Genomic DNA, 16,422 nt, shown 5'->3' with positions numbered 1-16,422 from the left:
CCCTACCGGGGGCTCGCCCCGATGACGGCCCGGCGCGCCCCCGCATAGCTTGGTGGTGATCGAAGCCGCTACTGGGGAAGGAAAAACCAGGCATGACTGTTCGCAGCAGGATCGCCGCCACCACGGCCGCGCTGGGCCTGATCGCACTCGCGACCGCGGGCCCGGCCGCCGCCGCGCCGGCCCATCCGATGGCCTCCGGGGCCGTGCTGACGAAGGCCACCGTCTTCTTCCACACCAACAACGAGGACAAGGACGACGACACCCACGTCACGGTGACGGTCCGGGACAAGCGCGGCACGGTCGCGGCGTACACCTCCAACGACTTCGGCCACTTCGACGACAACTCGGACGCCGGGCCGTTCTCGCTCCAGGTCTCGCCCGCCCGCTGGGACGACGTGGACTTCGGCACGTCCACGGTCCGCATCGACCCGAACGGCCACGACACCTGGCGCTTCAACGTGCGCGTCGACCTGTACTTCTCCGACGGCACGCACCTGGGCACGGACGTCTCCGGCATCGAGCTCACCCAGAACCGCAAGCAGCAGACCTGGGGCGTAGCGTAAGTCGATCGACTGTGTTTGATGGCGCCGCCTCCGGCGTCGCGGCTCGACCCCTCGTGACCCCTGCCTCGCCCTTGCCGGATTTTCGCCCGCCGCATCCGGCTTGGGCGGGTAGGCGCGTCGAGTGGCGGCGGGCGAAAATCCACCAACCGTGCGAAGCAGGGGCGGGGCCGAGCGATGTTGCTGGCAAACTCGGGAACGTTCGGCGGCCGAGACTGGCCGCCGAATGTTCTCGTGGCGACGGAACGCCTGAAGCCGCCGGGGGTCGAGGTCGTCGGCACCGAGGGACTTCCCTTTGCCGATGGAAATTCTCGCTCGTGCTGAACCGCCACGGCCGTTTCGACGCGGCCGGTCTGAGTCGCGTGTTGGCCGATGGCGGCATTCTGCTCACCCAGCAGGTCGGCAGTGACGACTGCGTGGAGCTGAATCGGGCGCTCGGCGCACGGGTCTCCGACCAGCGCTGGAACCTCGACGTGGCAACGGAAGCGTTGACCGCCGCCGGGCTTCGGGTGATCGACGCCCGGGAGGAACGGCCACTGCTGCGGTTCCACGACATCGGCGCGGTTGTCTACCAGCTGCGGATGGTTCCGTGGCAGATCAAGGACTTCACCGTCGAACGCTACGACGCCGCCCTGCGCCGGCTGCATGCCCGGATCGAGGCCGAGGGCTCCCTCGCCGTCCGCACGCACCGATTCCTGGTCAGGGCCGCGAAGCCCGCTTGATGCCGGCCAGCATGCGACGCACCACCAGCCGGTGGCCGCCGGTGCCGATGACCAGGCTCCGGTAAACGAACCCGAGCGGTCCCGGGAAGGCGGCGTGGGTACGCGCCGCCAGCATCGTTCCGCCGGGCTCGTCGGTCAGGACGAAGGTCAGCTCGTAGTTCGAGTAGCGATGCCGGCCGGCCAGCCGCAGCAGCCGCTCCGGCTCCACCTCGGCGACGGTGAAGCCGGCCACCGTGCTGCCCGCTTCCAGCGCAGCGCCGGCTGCCCGCCGCGGTTCCGCGCCGACCACCGGCGCCACCGCCTTGGTCACGCGGTTGCCCTTGAACTGCTGGCCCAGCGCCCGCCACACCGCGGCCGGCGGCGCGGCCACCAGCACCCGGTGCTCGTCGATGAACGGAAGTTCCACGGTGTCACCCCTCAAAAGCCACCGGCCCCTCCGGTCGGAGGGGCCGGTGATAACACCGTTTCACAACTCTCAGACGGTGAAGCCCAAAGCACGCAACTGGTCACGGCCGTCGTCGGTGATCTTCTCCGGGCCCCACGGCGGCATCCACACCCAGTTGATGCGGAAGTCGCTGACCACGCCCCCGCCCGGGCCGCCGGTCAGGGCGGCGCGGGTCTGGTCCTCGATCACGTCGGTCAGCGGGCAGGCCGCCGAGGTCAGCGTCATGTCCAGCGTCGCGACGTTGTCGTCGTCCAGGTGGATGTCGTACACCAGGCCCAGGTCGACCACGTTGATGCCGAGCTCGGGGTCGACGACGTCACGCATCGCCTCCTCGATGTCCTCCAGCGAGGGCACATCGGCCTTGGCCGGCGCCTCGGGCAGCGCCTCGGCGGTCCGGGTCATGTCTTCCGCGGTCATGCCTGTCCTCCATCGACGACGCGGGCGACCGCGTCCTTGAAAGCCATCCAGCCGAGCAGGGCGCACTTGACGCGCGCCGGGTACTTCGCGACACCGGCGAAGGCGACGGCGTCCTCGAGGACGTCCTCGTCGGGCTCGACCTTGCCGCGGCCCTGCATGAGCTCCACGAACACGTCGAGGGTGCCGAAGGCGTCGCCGACGGTGCGGCCGATCACCAGGTCGGTGAGCACCGAGGTGGAGGCCTGGCTGATGGAGCAGCCCTGCCCGTCGTAGGAGACGTCGACCACCTTGGCCTCGGGCCCGTCGCCCTCCAGGTGCACCCGCACGGTGACCTCGTCCCCGCAGGTCGGGTTGACGTGGTGCACCTCGGCCTCGAAGGGCTCACGCAGGCCGCGGTGGTGCGGGTTCTTGTAGTGGTCCAGGATGATCTCCTGGTACATCTGCTGGAGCTGCATCAGGCGTTCACCCCGAAGAACTTCTGCGTCTCGCGCACGCCGTCGAGCAGGGCCTGCACGTCGGAGAGGTCGTTGTAGACGTAGAAGGTGGCGCGCACGGTGGCGGCGGCGTCGAGCTTGCGGTGCAGCGGCCACGCGCAGTGGTGCCCGACGCGGACCTCGATGCCGAGGCTGTCGAGGACCTGCCCGGCGTCGTGGGCGTGCACGCCCTCGACGACGAACGACACGGCGGAGCCACGGTCCACGTTCTCGGCGGGCCCGACGATGCGCACGCCGGGGATCTCGGCCAGCCCGGCCAGGGCGGCGCCGGTGAGCTCGTGCTCGTGGGCGGCGACCCGGTCCATGCCCAGCAGCCGCAGGTAGTCCACGGCCGCGCCGAGGCCGATGGCCTGCGACGTGTTGGGCACGCCGGCCTCGAACCGCTGCGGCGGCGGCGCGAAGGTCGAGCGGTCCATGAACACCTGCTCGATCATCGACCCACCGGTGATGAACGGCGGCATCGCGTTGAGCAGCTCGAACCGCCCGTACAGCACGCCGATGCCCGACGGCCCGAGCATCTTGTGCCCGGAGAAGGCGGCGAAGTCCACGCCCAGCGCCCGGAAGTCCACCGGCCCGTGCGGCACCGACTGGCAGGCGTCCAGCACGGTCAGCGCGCCGACCGACTGGGCCTTGGCCACGAGCACCGACACCGGGTTGACGGTGCCGAGCACGTTGGACTGGTGGGTGAAGGCGAAGACCTTGGTGCGCGGCGTGATCACGTCGTCCAGGTCGGACAGATCGAGCCGGCCGTCGGCCGTGACGGACAACCACTTCAGGGTGGCCCCGGTGCGCAGCGCCAACTGCTGCCACGGCAGCAGGTTGGCGTGGTGCTCCATCTCGGTCACGACGATCTCGTCGCCCGGGCCGAGCACGAAGCGCTTGGCCGCCGGGTCGTCGGAGAAGGCCGCGTTGCCGAAGGCGTAGGCGACCAGGTTGATGGACTCGGTGGCGTTCTTGGTGAACACCACCTCGTCCACGCCGACGCCGACGAAGTTCGCGATCTTCTCGCGGGCGTCCTCGTAGAGGTCGGTGGCCTCCTCGGCCAGCTGGTGCGCGCCGCGGTGCACGGCCGCGTTGGCCGTCTCGACGTACTGCCGCTCGAAGTCGAGCACCTGCTGGGGACGCTGCGACGTGGCGCCGGAGTCCAGGTAGACCAGCCGTTTGCCCTCGCGCACCGTGCGAGCCAGGATCGGGAAGTCGGCTTTCAGTGCGGCGACGTCCAAGGGTGCAGCGGTGGTGGTCACTGCCGGCGCCTCCTCGCAATCAACGGATACAGGTCACTTGGTGCAACGTCAGCCGACCTGCGCGGCTTCCTGCTTGCCGGTGTACTTCACGTAACCCTCGTCCTCCAGGCGCGCGGCCAGCTCGGCGCCGCCGGACTCGACGATCCGGCCGCCGGCGAACACGTGCACGAAGTCGGGGGTGATGTGCTTGAGGATCCGGGTGTAGTGCGTGATCAGCATGACGCCGCTCTCGCCGTTGGCCCGGAACCGGTTCACGCCCTCGGAGACGACCCGCAGCGCGTCCACGTCGAGGCCGGAGTCGGTCTCGTCGAGGATGGCGATCTTCGGGTTGAGCAGGGCCAGCTGGAGGATCTCGTGCCGCTTCTTCTCGCCGCCGGAGAAGCCCTCGTTGACGCTGCGCTCGGCGAACGACGGGTCGATCTCCAGCTCCGACATGGCGCTCTTGACCTCCTTGACCCAGTGCCGCACCTGCGGGGCCTCGCCGCGCACGGCGGTGGCCGCGGTGCGCAGGAAGTTCGACATGGACACGCCGGGCACCTCGACCGGGTACTGCATGGCCAGGAAGATGCCGGCCCGCGCCCGCTCGTCGACGGCCATGCCCAGCACGTCCTCGCCGTCCAGCAGCACCGAGCCCGAGGTGACCTCGTACTTGGGGTGGCCGGCGATCGCGTAGGACAGCGTGGACTTGCCGGAGCCGTTGGGGCCCATGATGGCGTGCGTCTCGCCGGCCTTGATCGTCAGGTCAACGCCCTTGAGGATCTCCTTGGGGGCGTCGTCGGTGACGACCGAGACGTGCAGGTCCTTGATCTCCAGGGTGGCCATCGGCTCTTCGTTCTCCTGTGTGGCGGTTCAGTTCAAAGTCAGTTGGTGCGGTGACTCGGGTCGACGAGGACGTCGTCCCCGGACACGGTCACCGCGTACACGGCCACCGGCTCGGTGGCGGGCGGCGAGGACGGCGCCCCGGTGCGCAGGTCGAAGCACGACCCGTGCAGCCAGCACTCCAGGCCCTTGCGGGTCAGCTCGCCCTCGGCCAGGGCGATCTCGGCGTGCGTGCACTCGTCGCGCAGCGCGTGCACCTCGTCGCCCCCGCGCACGAGCACGATGGGCGTGTCCGCCAGCTCGACCGGGAACGGCTTGCCGTCCTCCAGGTCGGCCAGCGAACACGCCCGCAGCATCGTCACGCCCCCACGGCCTGCAGCTCGGCCTCGATCGCGGCCTCGAGCCGGTCGCGCACCTCGGGCACGCCGATCTTCTGCAGCACCTCGTGGAAGAAGCCGCGCACGACCAGCCGTCGCGCCTGGTCCACCGGGATGCCCCTGGCCTGGAGATAGAACAGCTGCTCGTCATCGAACCGGCCGGTGGCGCTGGCGTGGCCGGCGCCCTCGATCTCGCCGGTCTCGATCTCCAGGTTGGGCACCGAGTCGGCGCGGGCGCCGTCGGTGAGCACCAGGTTCCGGTTGAGCTCGTAGGTGTTCGTGCCCTCGGCCGCGGCCCGGATCAGCACGTCGCCGATCCACACCGTGTGCGCCCCGTCGCCCTGTAGCGCGCCCTTGTAGACCACGTTGCTGCGGCAGTTGGACACCGCGTGGTCGACGAAGGTGCGGTGCTCCAGGTGCTGGTCGGCGTCGGCGAAGTACAGGCCGGCCAGGTCGGCGTCGCCGCCCTTGTCGGCGTAGGTGACGGTCGGGCTGACCCGCACCAGGCTGCCGCCGATGGTGACGACCGTGTGCTTGAGCGTGGCGTCCCGGCCGACCTTGGCCAGGTGCGCGCCCACGTGCACGGCGTCGTCGCTCCAGTCGTGCACGACGACGACCGTGAGCTTGGAGCCGTCGAGGGCGACGATCTCCAGGTTGTCGGCGTAGGTGCCGGAGCCGCGGTAGTCGACGACCACCACGGCCTCGGCGAACGCCTCGGCGCGCAGCTGCACGTGCCCGTAGGCCACGCCGCCCTCACCCGGGCCGTTGACCGTGACCAGGGTCGGCCGGGACGCCTTCGTCTCCTTGGGGAAGGTGACGACGGTGGCCTGCGTGAACGCCGACCAGGCCTGGGCCGACACGCGGTCGGCCGGCACACCGCCCTGACCGATGCGCTCGTCGTCGCGGGCGACGCGCTCGACGCGCACCTCCGGCGACTCGTCCACGTCGACCGAGGCCGTGCCGCCGGCCACCGCGGTGCCGTTGTGCAGGCCGTTCAGCCGCTTGAGCGGGGTGAACCGCCAGTCCTCCTCGCGCCCGCCCGGAACCTCGAAGGCGTCCACGTCGTAGGAGGTGAACCGGTCGCCGCGCGAGCTCTGCGGGACAACTGCTCCAGCCGTGGGAGCTGCCCCGTGAGAATGCGCTGTCAACCCATGCTGCGTCGTCGGGGTGGCCATGTCAGCCGACGGCCCCTTCCATCTGGAGTTCGATCAGGCGGTTCAGTTCGAGCGCGTACTCCATCGGGAGCTCGCGCGCGATCGGCTCGACGAAGCCACGCACGACCATGGCCATCGCCTCGTCCTCGGTCAGGCCACGGGACATCAGGTAGAACAGCTGGTCCGCGCTCACCTTGGAGACGGTGGCCTCGTGGCCCATGGACACGTCGTCCTCGCGGACGTCCACGTACGGGTAGGTGTCCGACCGGCTGATCTGGTCGACCAGCAGCGCGTCGCACTTCACCGTGGAGGCGGAGTGGTGCGCGCCCTTGTTCACCCGGACCAGGCCGCGGTACGAGGTGCGGCCGCCGCCACGGGCCACCGACTTCGACACGATCGTCGAGGAGGTGTGCGGGGCCAGGTGCACCATCTTCGCGCCGGCGTCCTGGTGCTGGCCCTCGCCGGCGAAGGCGATCGACAGCACCTCGCCCTTGGCGTGCTCGCCCATCAGGAACACCGAGGGGTACTTCATGGTGACCTTGGAGCCGATGTTGCCGTCGATCCACTCCATGGTCGCGCCCTCTTCGGCCTTGGCGCGCTTGGTGACCAGGTTGTAGACGTTGTTCGACCAGTTCTGGATGGTCGTGTAGCGGCAGCGGCCGCCCTTCTTGACGATGATCTCCACGACGGCCGAGTGCAGCGAGTCGGAGGAGTAGATCGGCGCGGTGCAGCCCTCGACGTAGTGCACGTACGCGCCCTCGTCGACGATGATCAGCGTGCGCTCGAACTGGCCCATGTTCTCGGTGTTGATCCGGAAGTAGGCCTGCAGCGGGATCTCGACGTGCACGCCCTTGGGGACGTAGATGAACGAGCCGCCGGACCACACCGCCGAGTTCAGCGCGGAGAACTTGTTGTCACCGGACGGGATCACCGAGCCGAAGTACTCCTGGAAGAGCTCGGGGTGCTCCTTGAGGCCGGTGTCGGTGTCCAGGAAGATGACGCCCTGGGCGGCCAGCTCCTCGTTGATCTGGTGGTAGACCACCTCGGACTCGTACTGGGCGGCGACCCCGGCGACCAGGCGCTGCTTCTCCGCCTCCGGGATGCCCAGCTTGTCGTAGGTGTTCTTGATGTCCTCGGGCAGGTCCTCCCAGGAAGCGGCCTGCTTCTCGGTGGAGCGCACGAAGTACTTGATGTTGTCGAAGTCGATGCCCGACAGGTCGGAGCCCCAGTTCGGCATGGGCTTGCGCTCGAAGAGCCGCAGGCCCTTGAGACGGTGCTCGAGCATCCACTCGGGCTCGCTCTTCTTGGCCGAGATGTCCCGGACGACGTCCTCGTTCAGCCCGCGGCGAGCGCTGGCGCCAGCGACATCCGCGTCGGCCCAGCCGTACTCGTACTTGCCCAGGGTCTCCAGGGTTTCTTCCTGGGTGAGCGGCGTGGTCTGGGCCGTGGTGGGCGTGCGCTGCTCGGCAGCGGCAGTCATGCGAGCTCCCCTCCGTCCGGGGTGGGTGGTGTCATGTTCGGGGTCTTGCCTTGAGTCGGGAGCAACGGAACGTGGGTTGTGCACGCTGCGTCACCGCGGGCGATCGTCGCGAGCCGCTGCACGTGTACCCCGAGCATGGCGGCGAACGCCGTCGTCTCGGCCTCACACAGCTGCGGGAACTCGGCCGCGACGTGCGCCACCGGGCAGTGGTGCTGACACAGCTGCTCCCCGGCGCCGACGTGCCGTGACGACGAAGCGTAGCCCTCGCGGGTGAGCGCGGCGGCGAGGGCCTTGGCCCGCTCCGCCGGCTGCGCCGGCTCCGTCACGGCGTCCCGATGCCGTTCGATCATGGCTTCGACCCTGCGCTCGGCGAACGCCTTGACCGCCTGCTCCCCGCCGTTCTCGGCCAGGAAGCGCAGCGCGGCCACCGCGAGGTCGTCGTACGCGTGTCCGAAACGGGACCGGCCCGCCTCGGTGAGCAGGAAGAGCTTGGCCGGACGGCCCCGCCCCCTGCGGCCACGCGACGGCGCGTCCCTCGTGGTCGCCTCGCCGTCGGCGAGCAGTGCGTCCAGGTGCCGGCGCACGGCGACATGGCTCAGCCCCAGCTCGTCGGCGACGTCGGCCGTGGTGACCGGTCCCCGTTCGAGCAGCAGCCTGGCCACCGCCTGCCGGGTGCGGCCGTCGGCCGGCTGCGGCGATGCCACGGCCAGCTCCTGATCGCTCCCGACGTTTTTCACAACACAAGTGTTGCCTATTTCGATCGGTACAGCAAAGCGGGGACGCCCCTAGCACCACGCTTAGTGACCCGCTTCACACCCATCCGGGTGACAGGCACCGCCGTCTGAATGTCACATGCGCGCCATACTTGCCTCCCTGCGGCACATCCGGACCGCATGTGCCTCCAAGCGGCAAGTGCGGACCGCATGTGCCGGAACGGGGGGCTCACGCGGGCCTCGGTAGGCTGCCGGGGTGTTGGCCGCCAAACTGCGAGAGCTGCGGACCGGCTCGGCGGTCAGGATCCGCGAGCTGGTGACCGGGTCGGTCGGCGAGACCGCGCCGGCCGGGTCGATCCCGGGCGACGCGACGCCGCTGCGGCTGGACCGGACCGAACGCGGCCAGCTCCAGGTGATCCGGCGCTTCGGCACCATCGGCTCGCTGCTGCTGGCCTGCGGCGGCCTCGGCGCGGGCGCGTCGCCGACGATCAACCCGCTGCTCGACACGCCCATCCTCGGGGTCTTCGCCCGCATCCCGACGGTGGCCATGGCCAGCGCCTTCTCCGGCATGCTGATGATGGTGCTGGCCTGGCTGTGGCTGGGCCGGCTGGTCTGGCCGGGCCGCCCCCGCGTGCTGTCCCGGGCGCAGATGGACCGCACGCTGGTGATGTGGACGATCCCGCTGATCCTGGTGCCGCCGATGTTCAGCCAGGACGTCTACAGCTACCTGGCGCAGAGCTCGGTGGTCTCGCACGGCCTCGACCCGTACACGGTCGGCGCGGCCCAGGCGCTGGGCCCGGACAACCTGCTGGCCCGCAACGTGCCGACGCTGTGGCGGGACACGCCCTCCCCGTACGGACCGCTGTTCCTCACCCTCGGCCGGCCGATCACCGCCATCGCCGGCGACAACATCGTGGTCGGCATCCTGCTGGAGCGGGTGCTGGCGCTGGTCGGGCTGGGCCTGATCGTGTGGGCCCTGCCCCGGCTGGCCCGCCGCTTCCACGTGCCGCCGGTGTCGGCCATCTGGCTCGGCGCGGCCAACCCGCTCGTGGTCTTCCACCTGGTCGTCGGCGTGCACAACGAGGCGCTGGCCATCGGCCTGATGCTGGCCGGCTTCCAGGTGGCGATCAGCAAGCTGCCCAGGATCGCCCCCGGTGATCCGATACCGCCGTGGTCCCGGGAGGAGATCGTCGGCATCCTGGCCGGCGCGACCCTGATCACCATGGGCGGCGGCGTCAAGATCCTGGCGCTGGTCGCGCTGGGCTTCGTCGGCGTGATGATCGCCCGGCGCTGGGGCGGCGGCCTGCCCCAGCTGCTCAAGGCGGCCGGCGCGATGCTGGTGGTCGGCGTGGTCGTGATGACGTTGATCACGGTGGCCAGCGGCCTCGGCTGGGGCTGGCTGAAGACGCTCAACGGCGGCACGATCATCATCACCTGGCTGTCCCCGGTGACGCTGGTCGCGCTGGGCGGTATCGGCCTCGGCATCCTGTTCCAGCTGGGCCAGCACATCGACGCCACCGTCGGCGCGGCCCGGGCGATCGGCTGGGTCGGCTTCGCCTGCTCCGGCGTGTTCCTGCTCTGGCGGTCCTACCGCGGCCACCTGTCGGCGCTGGCCGGGCTGGGCCTGTTCCTGGTCTGGTTCAACGTGCTCGGCCCGGTGGTGCAGCCCTGGTACCCGCTGTGGGCGATCATTCCGCTGGCCGCGGCCAAGTGCAGCCGGCGTTTCCGGTTCTGGGTCACGGTGTTCAGCGCGCTGATCGCCCTGGTCACCCCGCCGACCGGGGCCACGTTCGACGGCCGCGCCTTCCTCATCCCCACCGCCGCGGTCGCCGCCCTCATCCTGGTCGGCCTGCTGCTGTTGCTGGTTCGGGGCAAACTCCCCGAACGCGAACCCCGAGGTGAACCCCTAGTGACCCCCGCCACCGCCGGCAAGCTCGGATGAGCCCCACGAGCCTGCACGCGAGCCACCCCCTAGGCTCGATCGCTGTGACCGCCACCCCGACCACCCCGGCTGTCGAGGTGTCGGGCCTGCTCAAGCGCTACGGGTCCACCGTCGCGGTGAACGGCCTGGACCTGCGGATGGACCGCGGCACCGTGCTCGCCCTGCTCGGCCCGAACGGCGCCGGCAAGACCACCACCGTCGAGCTGTGCGAGGGCTTCCTGCGCCCCGACGGCGGCACGGTGCGGGTGCTCGGCCTCGACCCCGTCCGTGAGGGCGCCGAGCTGCGGGCCCGTATCGGCGTGATGCCGCAGGGCGGCGGCGCCTATCCCGGCGTGCGCACCGAGGAGATGCTGCGGCTGGTGGCGGCCTGCGCGGCCACGCCGCTGGATCCCGCCTGGCTGCTGGACGTCCTCGGTCTGACGGCCGTGCGCCGAACCCCGTACAAGCGGCTGTCCGGCGGGCAGCAGCAGCGGCTGTCGCTGGCCTGCGCGCTGGTCGGCCGGCCCGAGCTGGTGTTCCTGGACGAGCCGACCGCCGGCCTGGACCCGCAGGCCCGCCGCCTGGTCTGGGACCTGGTGCAGGCGCTGCGTAACGACGGCGTCGGCGTGCTGCTGACCACGCACCTGATGGACGAGGCGGAGACGCTGGCCGACCAGGTCGTGATCGTCGACCACGGGCAGGTGGTGGCCGCCGGCACCCCGCACGAGCTGACCAGCAGCGGCCCGGCCGAGCAGCAGCTGCGGTTCCGGGCCCGTCCGGGCCTCGACACCCGGCTGCTGGTCGACGCGCTGCCGGAGAACCTGAAGGTGGACGAGGTCGGCCCCGGCTCGTACCTGGTGGCCGGCTGTATCGACCCACAGGTGGTGTCCACGGTGACGGCCTGGTGCGCGCAGCAGGGCGTGCTGGCCGAGGAGCTCCGGGTGGCCCGGCGCAGCCTGGAAGACGTGTTCCTGGAGCTGACCGGACGGGAGCTGCGCTCGTGACAGCATCAAGCCCCCGGGCGTTCTCCCCCGGTGCTTTCACGCCCGCCCCGGGCCGCGGCAAGCTCGGCAGGATGCTGCTGACGCAGGCCCGCACCGAGGTGGCGCTGGCGCTGCGGCACGGCGAGCAGGTGCTGCTGACCCTGCTGATCCCGTTGGCCCTGCTGATCGGCCTGACCCTGCTGAAGATCGTGCCGCTGGCCGAGCCGCGGGTGAACGAGCTGACGCCGCGCATCTTCGCGCTGGCCGTGATGTCCTCGGCGTTCACCGGGCAGGCCATCGCCTTCGGCTTCGACCGCCGCTACGGCGTGCTCAAACGCCTTGCCGCCACGGCAATCCCGCGTTGGCTGATCGGCGCCGGCCGGGTGCTGGCGGCGCTGGCCGTGGTGGCCATCCAGGTCGTCGTGCTGGGCGGGGTGGCGGCTCTGCTGGGCTGGTCGCCCGCCGTGTCGGGCATCGGCTGGGCGATCGTGATGGTGCTGCTCGGCACGTTCGCGTTCGGCGCGCTGGGCGTGCTGCTGGGTGGCGCGCTGCGGGCCGAGATCGTGTTGGCGGTGGCCAACATCGTGTGGTTCGTGTTGTTGCTGGCCGGCGGCATCGCGCTGCCGCCGAGCCAGCTGGACGGGCTGGGCGTCGTGGCCGAGCTGCTGCCGTCCGGAGCATTGGCCGAGGGGCTGCACACCGTGCTGACCCAGGGTGGGCCGCCGGGCTGGCAACCGGTGCTGGTATTGATCATCTGGGCGGCCGCCGCGGGCGGCATCGCCACCAGGACCACCCGGCTGACCTGACCCCCGAGAGGGCAAACCCCCAAGTTGAGCACGACTACTGTGGACCAGAACCAAGAAGAAGAGCCGTCGCTGGCAAGGGCCAGCGGCTCGATGGCCGTCGCCACCCTGGTCAGCCGCATCACGGGCTTCGTATCGAAGCTGTTGCTCGGCGCCGTCATCGGCCTGTCCGCCGGCGCCATCAACGACTCGTACACGGTGGCCAACACCGTGCCGAACATCATCTACGAGCTGCTCCTCGGCGGCGTGCTGACGAGCGTGGTGGTGCCGCTGCTGGTGCGGGCCCGGCACGAGGACCCGGACGGCGGCCAGGAGTACACGCACCGGCTGCTCACCGTCAGCCTGACCATGCTGCTGGGCATGACCGTGCTCGCGGTCGCCGCCGCGCCGCTGCTGACCAAGCTGTTCGTGGACAGCAGCAGCGGCAACGGCAATCCGGCGCTGGTGACCGCGTTCGCGTACCTGCTGCTGCCGGAGATCCTGTTCTACGGCCTGTTCGCCATGCTGGGCGCGATCCTCAACACCCGCAACGTGTTCGCCGCCCCGGCGTGGGCGCCGGTGCTGAACAACGTGACGCTGCTGCTGACCATCGGCGCGTATTTCGTGCTGCCGGGTGACATCGCCACCAACCCGGTGCACATCACCGACCTCAAGCTGCTGGTGCTGGGCGCCGGCACCACGCTCGGCATCGTGATCCAGGCGGCCGTGCTGATCCCGCCGCTGCTGCGCAGCGGCTACCGGCCGCGCTGGGTGTGGGGCTGGGACAAGCGGCTGTCCGAGTTCGGCGGCCTGGCGCTGTGGGTCATCGGTTATGTGGTGGTCAGCCAGATCGGCTACATCACGATCACCCGCGTCGGCACGAACGCCGCGCCCGGCAGCATCACCATCTACACGTACTCGTGGCTGCTGGTGCAGATGCCGTACGGCGTGCTCGGCGTGTCGCTGCTGACCGCGATCATGCCGCGGATGAGCAAGGCCGCCGCCACCAAGAACATCCCGGCGCTGCTGGACGACCTGTCGCTGGGCAGCCGGATGTCGGCGGTGATGCTCGCGCCGATCAGCGCCCTGATGACCGTGCTCGGGCCGGCGCTGGCCGTGGCCATCACCGTGTTCGGCAAGGGCGGCTCGGACGCCCCGCGCCTCGGCCTGGCCATCACCGCCTCGGCCTTCGGGCTGCTGCCGTACGCGCTGACCATGTTGCAGATGCGCGTGTTCTACGCGATGAAGGATTCCCGCACGCCGACCCTGATCAACGCGGTGATGATCACGTTGAAGGTGCCGGTGGTGCTGCTGGCCGCCCAGCTGCTGCCGCCCAGCCAGGTCGTGTTCGGGCTCACCTTCTCCGACGCCATCTGCTTCACGCTGGGCGTGCTGGTCGGCGAACTGTGGCTGCGCAAGCGTTTCGGGCGGCTGGGCAGCCGGCGCGTGGTCCGCACGTACGTCAAGGTGGCGGTCGCCGCCGTGTGGGGCGCGGCCGTGGCCCTGGTGGTTGAACTCGGCGTGCGAACCTACATCCCGGGCGGCATCCACGGCGCCCTCGGCGCGTTCACTTCCCTGATCGTGGGCGGGATTCTGGGGCTGCTCGCGGCGTTCGGCATGATGGCCCTGCTGCGGGTGCACGAGCTGAAGCCCGCGCTCGACAAGATCACGTCCCTTGTTCGGCGCTGAGCTGGTCCGGCGCTGATGCAGGGAAGGACGCCTTACCTGCATGGGATGCAGGTAAGGCGTCCTTCCCTGCGTTGGGGTCAGAACGCGCCGGTGCCGTTCGGGGTGCCGAGGCCGGTCGGGCCGTCGTAGCCGGCCTTCGCGGTGCACAGGTAGCTGCCGCCGCAACTGCCGTTGGAGCCGCTGGTCACGTCGAACAGCGACCCGGTGTGCGAGTAGGCCAGCGATGCCGGGTTGCTGCCGGCCGCCGGACGCCCGGCCAGGGCGTAGACGCCGGCGATGACCGGCGCGGCCACGCTGGTGCCGCCGAACACGAGCCAGCCGCCGACGTTGTACGTGTCGTAGACGGCCACGCCGGTCGCCGGGTCGGCCACCGCGGACACGTCGGCGACGGTGCGCCGGGCGCAGCCGGTGTCGTGCTGCCAGGTCGGCTTGGCCTCGAACCGCGAGCAGCCGGAACCCGCGCCGCTCCAGGCGGTTTCGGTCCAGCCGCGGGTGCCTCCACCGGCCGTAAGATGCGTACCGCCGACGGCTGTTACGAACCGAGAAGCAGCCGGGTACTCGACGCCGAAGCCGGAGTCACCGGAGCTGACGGTGATCGCCACACCGGGGTGGTTGTAGAAGGAGTCGGCCGAGGTCTCGGTCGAGAACTCCGCGCCGCCGTAGCTGTTGGAGACCGCGACGGCGCCGAGGCGCACGGCGGTGTTGACCGCGGTGCCGAGGTTGTTGATGGACGCGGTAGTGGCTTCCACCAACAGGATGTGGCAGCTCGGGCAGATCGCCGACACCATGTCGAGGTCGAGCGAGATCTCCTCGGCCCAGCCGGTGTTGCCGGCCGGCAGCGGGCTCGCCGCGCCGTTCTGGTTGACCTTCTTGAAGCAGCCGTTGGCCGTCGTGCAGGCCGGCAGCCCGAAGGTGGAGCGGTAGACCGCCAGGTCGGACTCGGCCTTGGGGTCGTCCTGGGCGTCGACGATGGCGACGGTGAGGCCGGCGCCGCCGGCGCCCAGCTTGTACGCGGACTTCAGGTTGGCCGGGGACAGCCCGGCCGGGGCCGCCGGGGCGAACGAGCGCGCCCCGGCATCGGTGCGCACCAACGCCTTGCACGCCGCGAAGCCCGGCGCGGGCGTCTCGGCACACGACCGGGCGGTGGTGATGGTGGACGGGTTCTGGGTCTGGGCCTGGGCCGGGCCGCTGAGCGCCGACACGCCGGCCCACAGCGCGACGACGGCAAGGATGGTCAGGACTTTCTTGGTCACCGATACCTCCACACGGAGAGCGGGACGAAGCTCCCCGACGGTAGGCACCCGGTCACCGCGCGCCAATACGCTCAACGCAGGAACCCTTGGCCGAAAACGACAAAACGCCGGGCGGGGTGACCCCGCCCGGCGTCTCCTGTCAGAAGGCCCCTGTGCCGTTCGGCGTACCCAGGCCGGTCGGCCCGTCGTAGCCGGCCTTGGCGGTGCACAGGTAGGTGCCGCCGCAGCTGCCGTTGGAGCCGCTGGTCACGTCGAACAGCGACCCGGTGTTGGCGTAGGCCAGCGAGGCCGGCACGCCGCTGACGTTGCCGGACAGCGCGTACACCGAGGCGATGATCGGCGACGCGACGCTGGTGCCGCCGAAGACCAGCCAGCCCGACTCGCCGTAGGTGTCGTAGACCGCGACACCGGTGGCCGGGTCGGCCACCGCGGACACGTCCGCGACCGTGCGGCGGGTGCAGCTGGTGTCGTGCTGCCAGGACGGCTTCGGCTCGTAGGCCGAGCAGCCCGAACCCGCGCCGCTCCACGCCGTTTCGGTCCAGCCGCGGGTGCCTCCGCCGGACGTAAGATGCGTACCGCCGACAGCTGTTACATACCGGGAGGCGGCCGGGTACTCGACGCCGTAGCCGGAGTCACCGGAGCTGACCGTGATGGCCACGCCCGGGTGGTTGTAGTAGGTGTCGTAGCTGGTCTCGGCCGAGGACTCGCCGCCGCCGTAGCTGTTGGAGACCGCCGTCGCGCCCAGCCGGACCGCGGTGTTCACCGCGGTGCCGAGGTTGGCGTACGAGGGAGAAGTGGCCTCCACCAACAGGATGTGGCAGCTCGGGCAGACCGCCGACACCATGTCGATGTCGAGCGAGATCTCCTCGCTCCAGCCGGTGTCGCCGGTCGGGTAGCTGGTGCCGCCGGTCTGGTTGACCTTCTTGAAGCAGCCGTTGGCCGTCGTGCAGGCCGGCAGGCCGAAGTTCGACCGGTAGGTGGCCAGGTCCTTCTCGGCGTTCGGGTCGTCGTAGGCATCGACGATCGCGACCGTCTTGCCCGAGCCGCCCGCGCCCAACTTGTAGGCCGACGCCAGGTTGGCCGGGCTGAGGCCGGACACGAGCGGGCCGAACGACTTCGCTCCGGCGTCGGTGCGGCGCAGCGCCGTACAGGCCGCGTAGCCGGGGGCCGGTTTCGCGGCGCAGGAGTGCACCGTGGTGACGGTGGGTGCCGCCGTCGCGGTGCCGGCGGTGGCCAGCGCCGTGGCCGCCATCGCTGCGGCAGCCAGCAGGGACAGGAGTTTCACAGGGACCTCCACGCAGGGTGTGGGGGTGACAACGCCCGGTGGGGCGCTACCTGAACGTAACCACGCGGTTCCGGACAGCCAATG

17 protein-coding genes are annotated in these 16,422 nt (G+C 70.5%); 6 read left to right on the top strand and 11 right to left on the bottom strand.

Annotated elements, in window-relative coordinates:
• Nucleotides 1-92 precede the first annotated feature (92 nt).
• A complete protein-coding gene (locus M3Q35_RS05205) occupies nucleotides 93-563 on the top strand; it encodes a hypothetical protein (protein WP_273940466.1) in 471 nt (156 codons plus the stop codon).
• Nucleotides 564-877: 314 nt separating this feature from the next.
• Nucleotides 878-1,282, top strand: a complete 405-nt coding sequence (locus M3Q35_RS05200; RefSeq protein ID WP_273940465.1) for a hypothetical protein — start codon at nucleotides 878-880, stop codon at nucleotides 1,280-1,282.
• On the opposite strand, the gene M3Q35_RS05195 is transcribed toward M3Q35_RS05200, so the two are convergent.
• The 9 genes from M3Q35_RS05195 to M3Q35_RS05155 all read right to left on the bottom strand — a co-directional run bounded on the left by M3Q35_RS05195 (nucleotide 1,260) and on the right by M3Q35_RS05155 (nucleotide 8,449).
• On the bottom strand, nucleotides 1,260-1,688 hold the full coding sequence (locus M3Q35_RS05195) for an SRPBCC family protein (protein ID WP_273940464.1): 429 nt from the start codon (nucleotides 1,686-1,688) through the stop codon (nucleotides 1,260-1,262). The genes M3Q35_RS05200 and M3Q35_RS05195 overlap by 23 nt on opposite strands.
• Before the next feature lie 69 nt (nucleotides 1,689-1,757).
• Complete coding sequence (locus M3Q35_RS05190; protein ID WP_273940463.1) at nucleotides 1,758-2,144, bottom strand: metal-sulfur cluster assembly factor; 387 nt, start codon at nucleotides 2,142-2,144, stop codon at nucleotides 1,758-1,760.
• On the bottom strand, nucleotides 2,141-2,599 hold the full coding sequence (sufU, locus tag M3Q35_RS05185) for a Fe-S cluster assembly sulfur transfer protein SufU (RefSeq protein WP_273940462.1): 459 nt from the start codon (nucleotides 2,597-2,599) through the stop codon (nucleotides 2,141-2,143). The genes M3Q35_RS05190 and sufU overlap by 4 nt, the downstream gene beginning before the upstream one ends.
• Nucleotides 2,599-3,882 (bottom strand): cysteine desulfurase, encoded by a 1,284-nt coding sequence (locus tag M3Q35_RS05180; protein ID WP_273940461.1) that lies wholly within the window; start codon nucleotides 3,880-3,882, stop codon nucleotides 2,599-2,601. The genes sufU and M3Q35_RS05180 overlap by 1 nt, the downstream gene beginning before the upstream one ends.
• Nucleotides 3,883-3,930: 48 nt before the next feature.
• Nucleotides 3,931-4,704 carry a Fe-S cluster assembly ATPase SufC gene (gene sufC / locus M3Q35_RS05175; RefSeq protein ID WP_273940460.1) on the bottom strand — a complete coding sequence of 258 codons (774 nt, stop codon included), beginning with the start codon at nucleotides 4,702-4,704 and terminating at the stop codon, nucleotides 3,931-3,933.
• A gap of 38 nt (nucleotides 4,705-4,742) precedes the next feature.
• Nucleotides 4,743-5,057 (bottom strand): non-heme iron oxygenase ferredoxin subunit, encoded by a 315-nt coding sequence (locus M3Q35_RS05170; RefSeq protein WP_273944259.1) that lies wholly within the window; start codon nucleotides 5,055-5,057, stop codon nucleotides 4,743-4,745.
• 2 nt (nucleotides 5,058-5,059) lie between these two features.
• Nucleotides 5,060-6,253, bottom strand: a complete 1,194-nt coding sequence (gene sufD, locus M3Q35_RS05165) for a Fe-S cluster assembly protein SufD (RefSeq protein WP_273940459.1) — start codon at nucleotides 6,251-6,253, stop codon at nucleotides 5,060-5,062.
• Between the two features lies 1 nt (nucleotide 6,254).
• A complete protein-coding gene (sufB, locus tag M3Q35_RS05160; protein WP_273940458.1) occupies nucleotides 6,255-7,712 on the bottom strand; it encodes a Fe-S cluster assembly protein SufB in 1,458 nt (485 codons plus the stop codon).
• Nucleotides 7,709-8,449 (bottom strand): helix-turn-helix transcriptional regulator, encoded by a 741-nt coding sequence (locus tag M3Q35_RS05155; protein WP_273940457.1) that lies wholly within the window; start codon nucleotides 8,447-8,449, stop codon nucleotides 7,709-7,711. The genes sufB and M3Q35_RS05155 overlap by 4 nt, the downstream gene beginning before the upstream one ends.
• 232 nt (nucleotides 8,450-8,681) lie before the next feature.
• Between M3Q35_RS05155 and mptB the strand changes: the two genes are divergently transcribed.
• The 4 genes from mptB to murJ all read left to right on the top strand — a co-directional run bounded on the left by mptB (nucleotide 8,682) and on the right by murJ (nucleotide 13,800).
• Nucleotides 8,682-10,367: a polyprenol phosphomannose-dependent alpha 1,6 mannosyltransferase MptB gene (gene mptB / locus M3Q35_RS05150; RefSeq protein ID WP_273940456.1), complete on the top strand. Its 1,686-nt coding sequence runs from the start codon at nucleotides 8,682-8,684 to the stop codon at nucleotides 10,365-10,367.
• Between the two features lie 44 nt (nucleotides 10,368-10,411).
• A complete protein-coding gene (locus M3Q35_RS05145) occupies nucleotides 10,412-11,350 on the top strand; it encodes an ABC transporter ATP-binding protein (RefSeq protein ID WP_273940455.1) in 939 nt (312 codons plus the stop codon).
• A gap of 71 nt (nucleotides 11,351-11,421) precedes the next feature.
• Nucleotides 11,422-12,135 carry an ABC transporter permease gene (locus M3Q35_RS05140; protein ID WP_273944258.1) on the top strand — a complete coding sequence of 238 codons (714 nt, stop codon included), beginning with the start codon at nucleotides 11,422-11,424 and terminating at the stop codon, nucleotides 12,133-12,135.
• Between the two features lie 24 nt (nucleotides 12,136-12,159).
• Complete coding sequence (murJ, locus tag M3Q35_RS05135; RefSeq protein WP_273940454.1) at nucleotides 12,160-13,800, top strand: murein biosynthesis integral membrane protein MurJ; 1,641 nt, start codon at nucleotides 12,160-12,162, stop codon at nucleotides 13,798-13,800.
• A 77-nt stretch (nucleotides 13,801-13,877) separates the two neighbouring features.
• Here the strand turns inward: murJ and M3Q35_RS05130 are convergent, their stop codons facing one another.
• Both M3Q35_RS05130 and M3Q35_RS05125 read right to left on the bottom strand, forming a co-directional pair.
• Nucleotides 13,878-15,053, bottom strand: coding sequence for a S53 family peptidase (locus M3Q35_RS05130; protein ID WP_273940453.1), 1,176 nt, complete (start codon nucleotides 15,051-15,053; stop codon nucleotides 13,878-13,880).
• Nucleotides 15,054-15,192: 139 nt separating this feature from the next.
• Nucleotides 15,193-16,338 carry a S53 family peptidase gene (locus M3Q35_RS05125; RefSeq protein WP_273940452.1) on the bottom strand — a complete coding sequence of 382 codons (1,146 nt, stop codon included), beginning with the start codon at nucleotides 16,336-16,338 and terminating at the stop codon, nucleotides 15,193-15,195.
• Between the last annotated feature and the right edge of the window lie 84 nt (nucleotides 16,339-16,422).

The sequence above is a fragment of the Kutzneria chonburiensis genome (genome assembly GCF_028622115.1).
In the GTDB taxonomy this organism is placed as follows: domain Bacteria; phylum Actinomycetota; class Actinomycetes; order Mycobacteriales; family Pseudonocardiaceae; genus Kutzneria; species Kutzneria chonburiensis.
Note: the sequence above shows the minus strand (reverse complement) of the source record. Positions and strands in the feature narration are given on the sequence as shown.

What these genes read in the sequence shown, in the direction of transcription:
- sufB (WP_273940458.1), bottom strand. Translation starts at nt 7,712, where the DNA reads ATGACTGCCGCTGCCGAGCAGCGCACGCCCACCACGGCCCAGACCACG.
- sufU (WP_273940462.1), bottom strand. Translation starts at nt 2,599, where the DNA reads ATGCAGCTCCAGCAGATGTACCAGGAGATCATCCTGGACCACTACAAG.
- M3Q35_RS05205 (WP_273940466.1), top strand. Translation starts at nt 93, where the DNA reads ATGACTGTTCGCAGCAGGATCGCCGCCACCACGGCCGCGCTGGGCCTG.
- sufD (WP_273940459.1), bottom strand. Translation starts at nt 6,253, where the DNA reads ATGGCCACCCCGACGACGCAGCATGGGTTGACAGCGCATTCTCACGGG.
- sufC (WP_273940460.1), bottom strand. Translation starts at nt 4,704, where the DNA reads ATGGCCACCCTGGAGATCAAGGACCTGCACGTCTCGGTCGTCACCGAC.
- M3Q35_RS05140 (WP_273944258.1), top strand. Translation starts at nt 11,422, where the DNA reads ATGCTGCTGACGCAGGCCCGCACCGAGGTGGCGCTGGCGCTGCGGCAC.
- M3Q35_RS05190 (WP_273940463.1), bottom strand. Translation starts at nt 2,144, where the DNA reads ATGACCGCGGAAGACATGACCCGGACCGCCGAGGCGCTGCCCGAGGCG.
- M3Q35_RS05170 (WP_273944259.1), bottom strand. Translation starts at nt 5,057, where the DNA reads ATGCTGCGGGCGTGTTCGCTGGCCGACCTGGAGGACGGCAAGCCGTTC.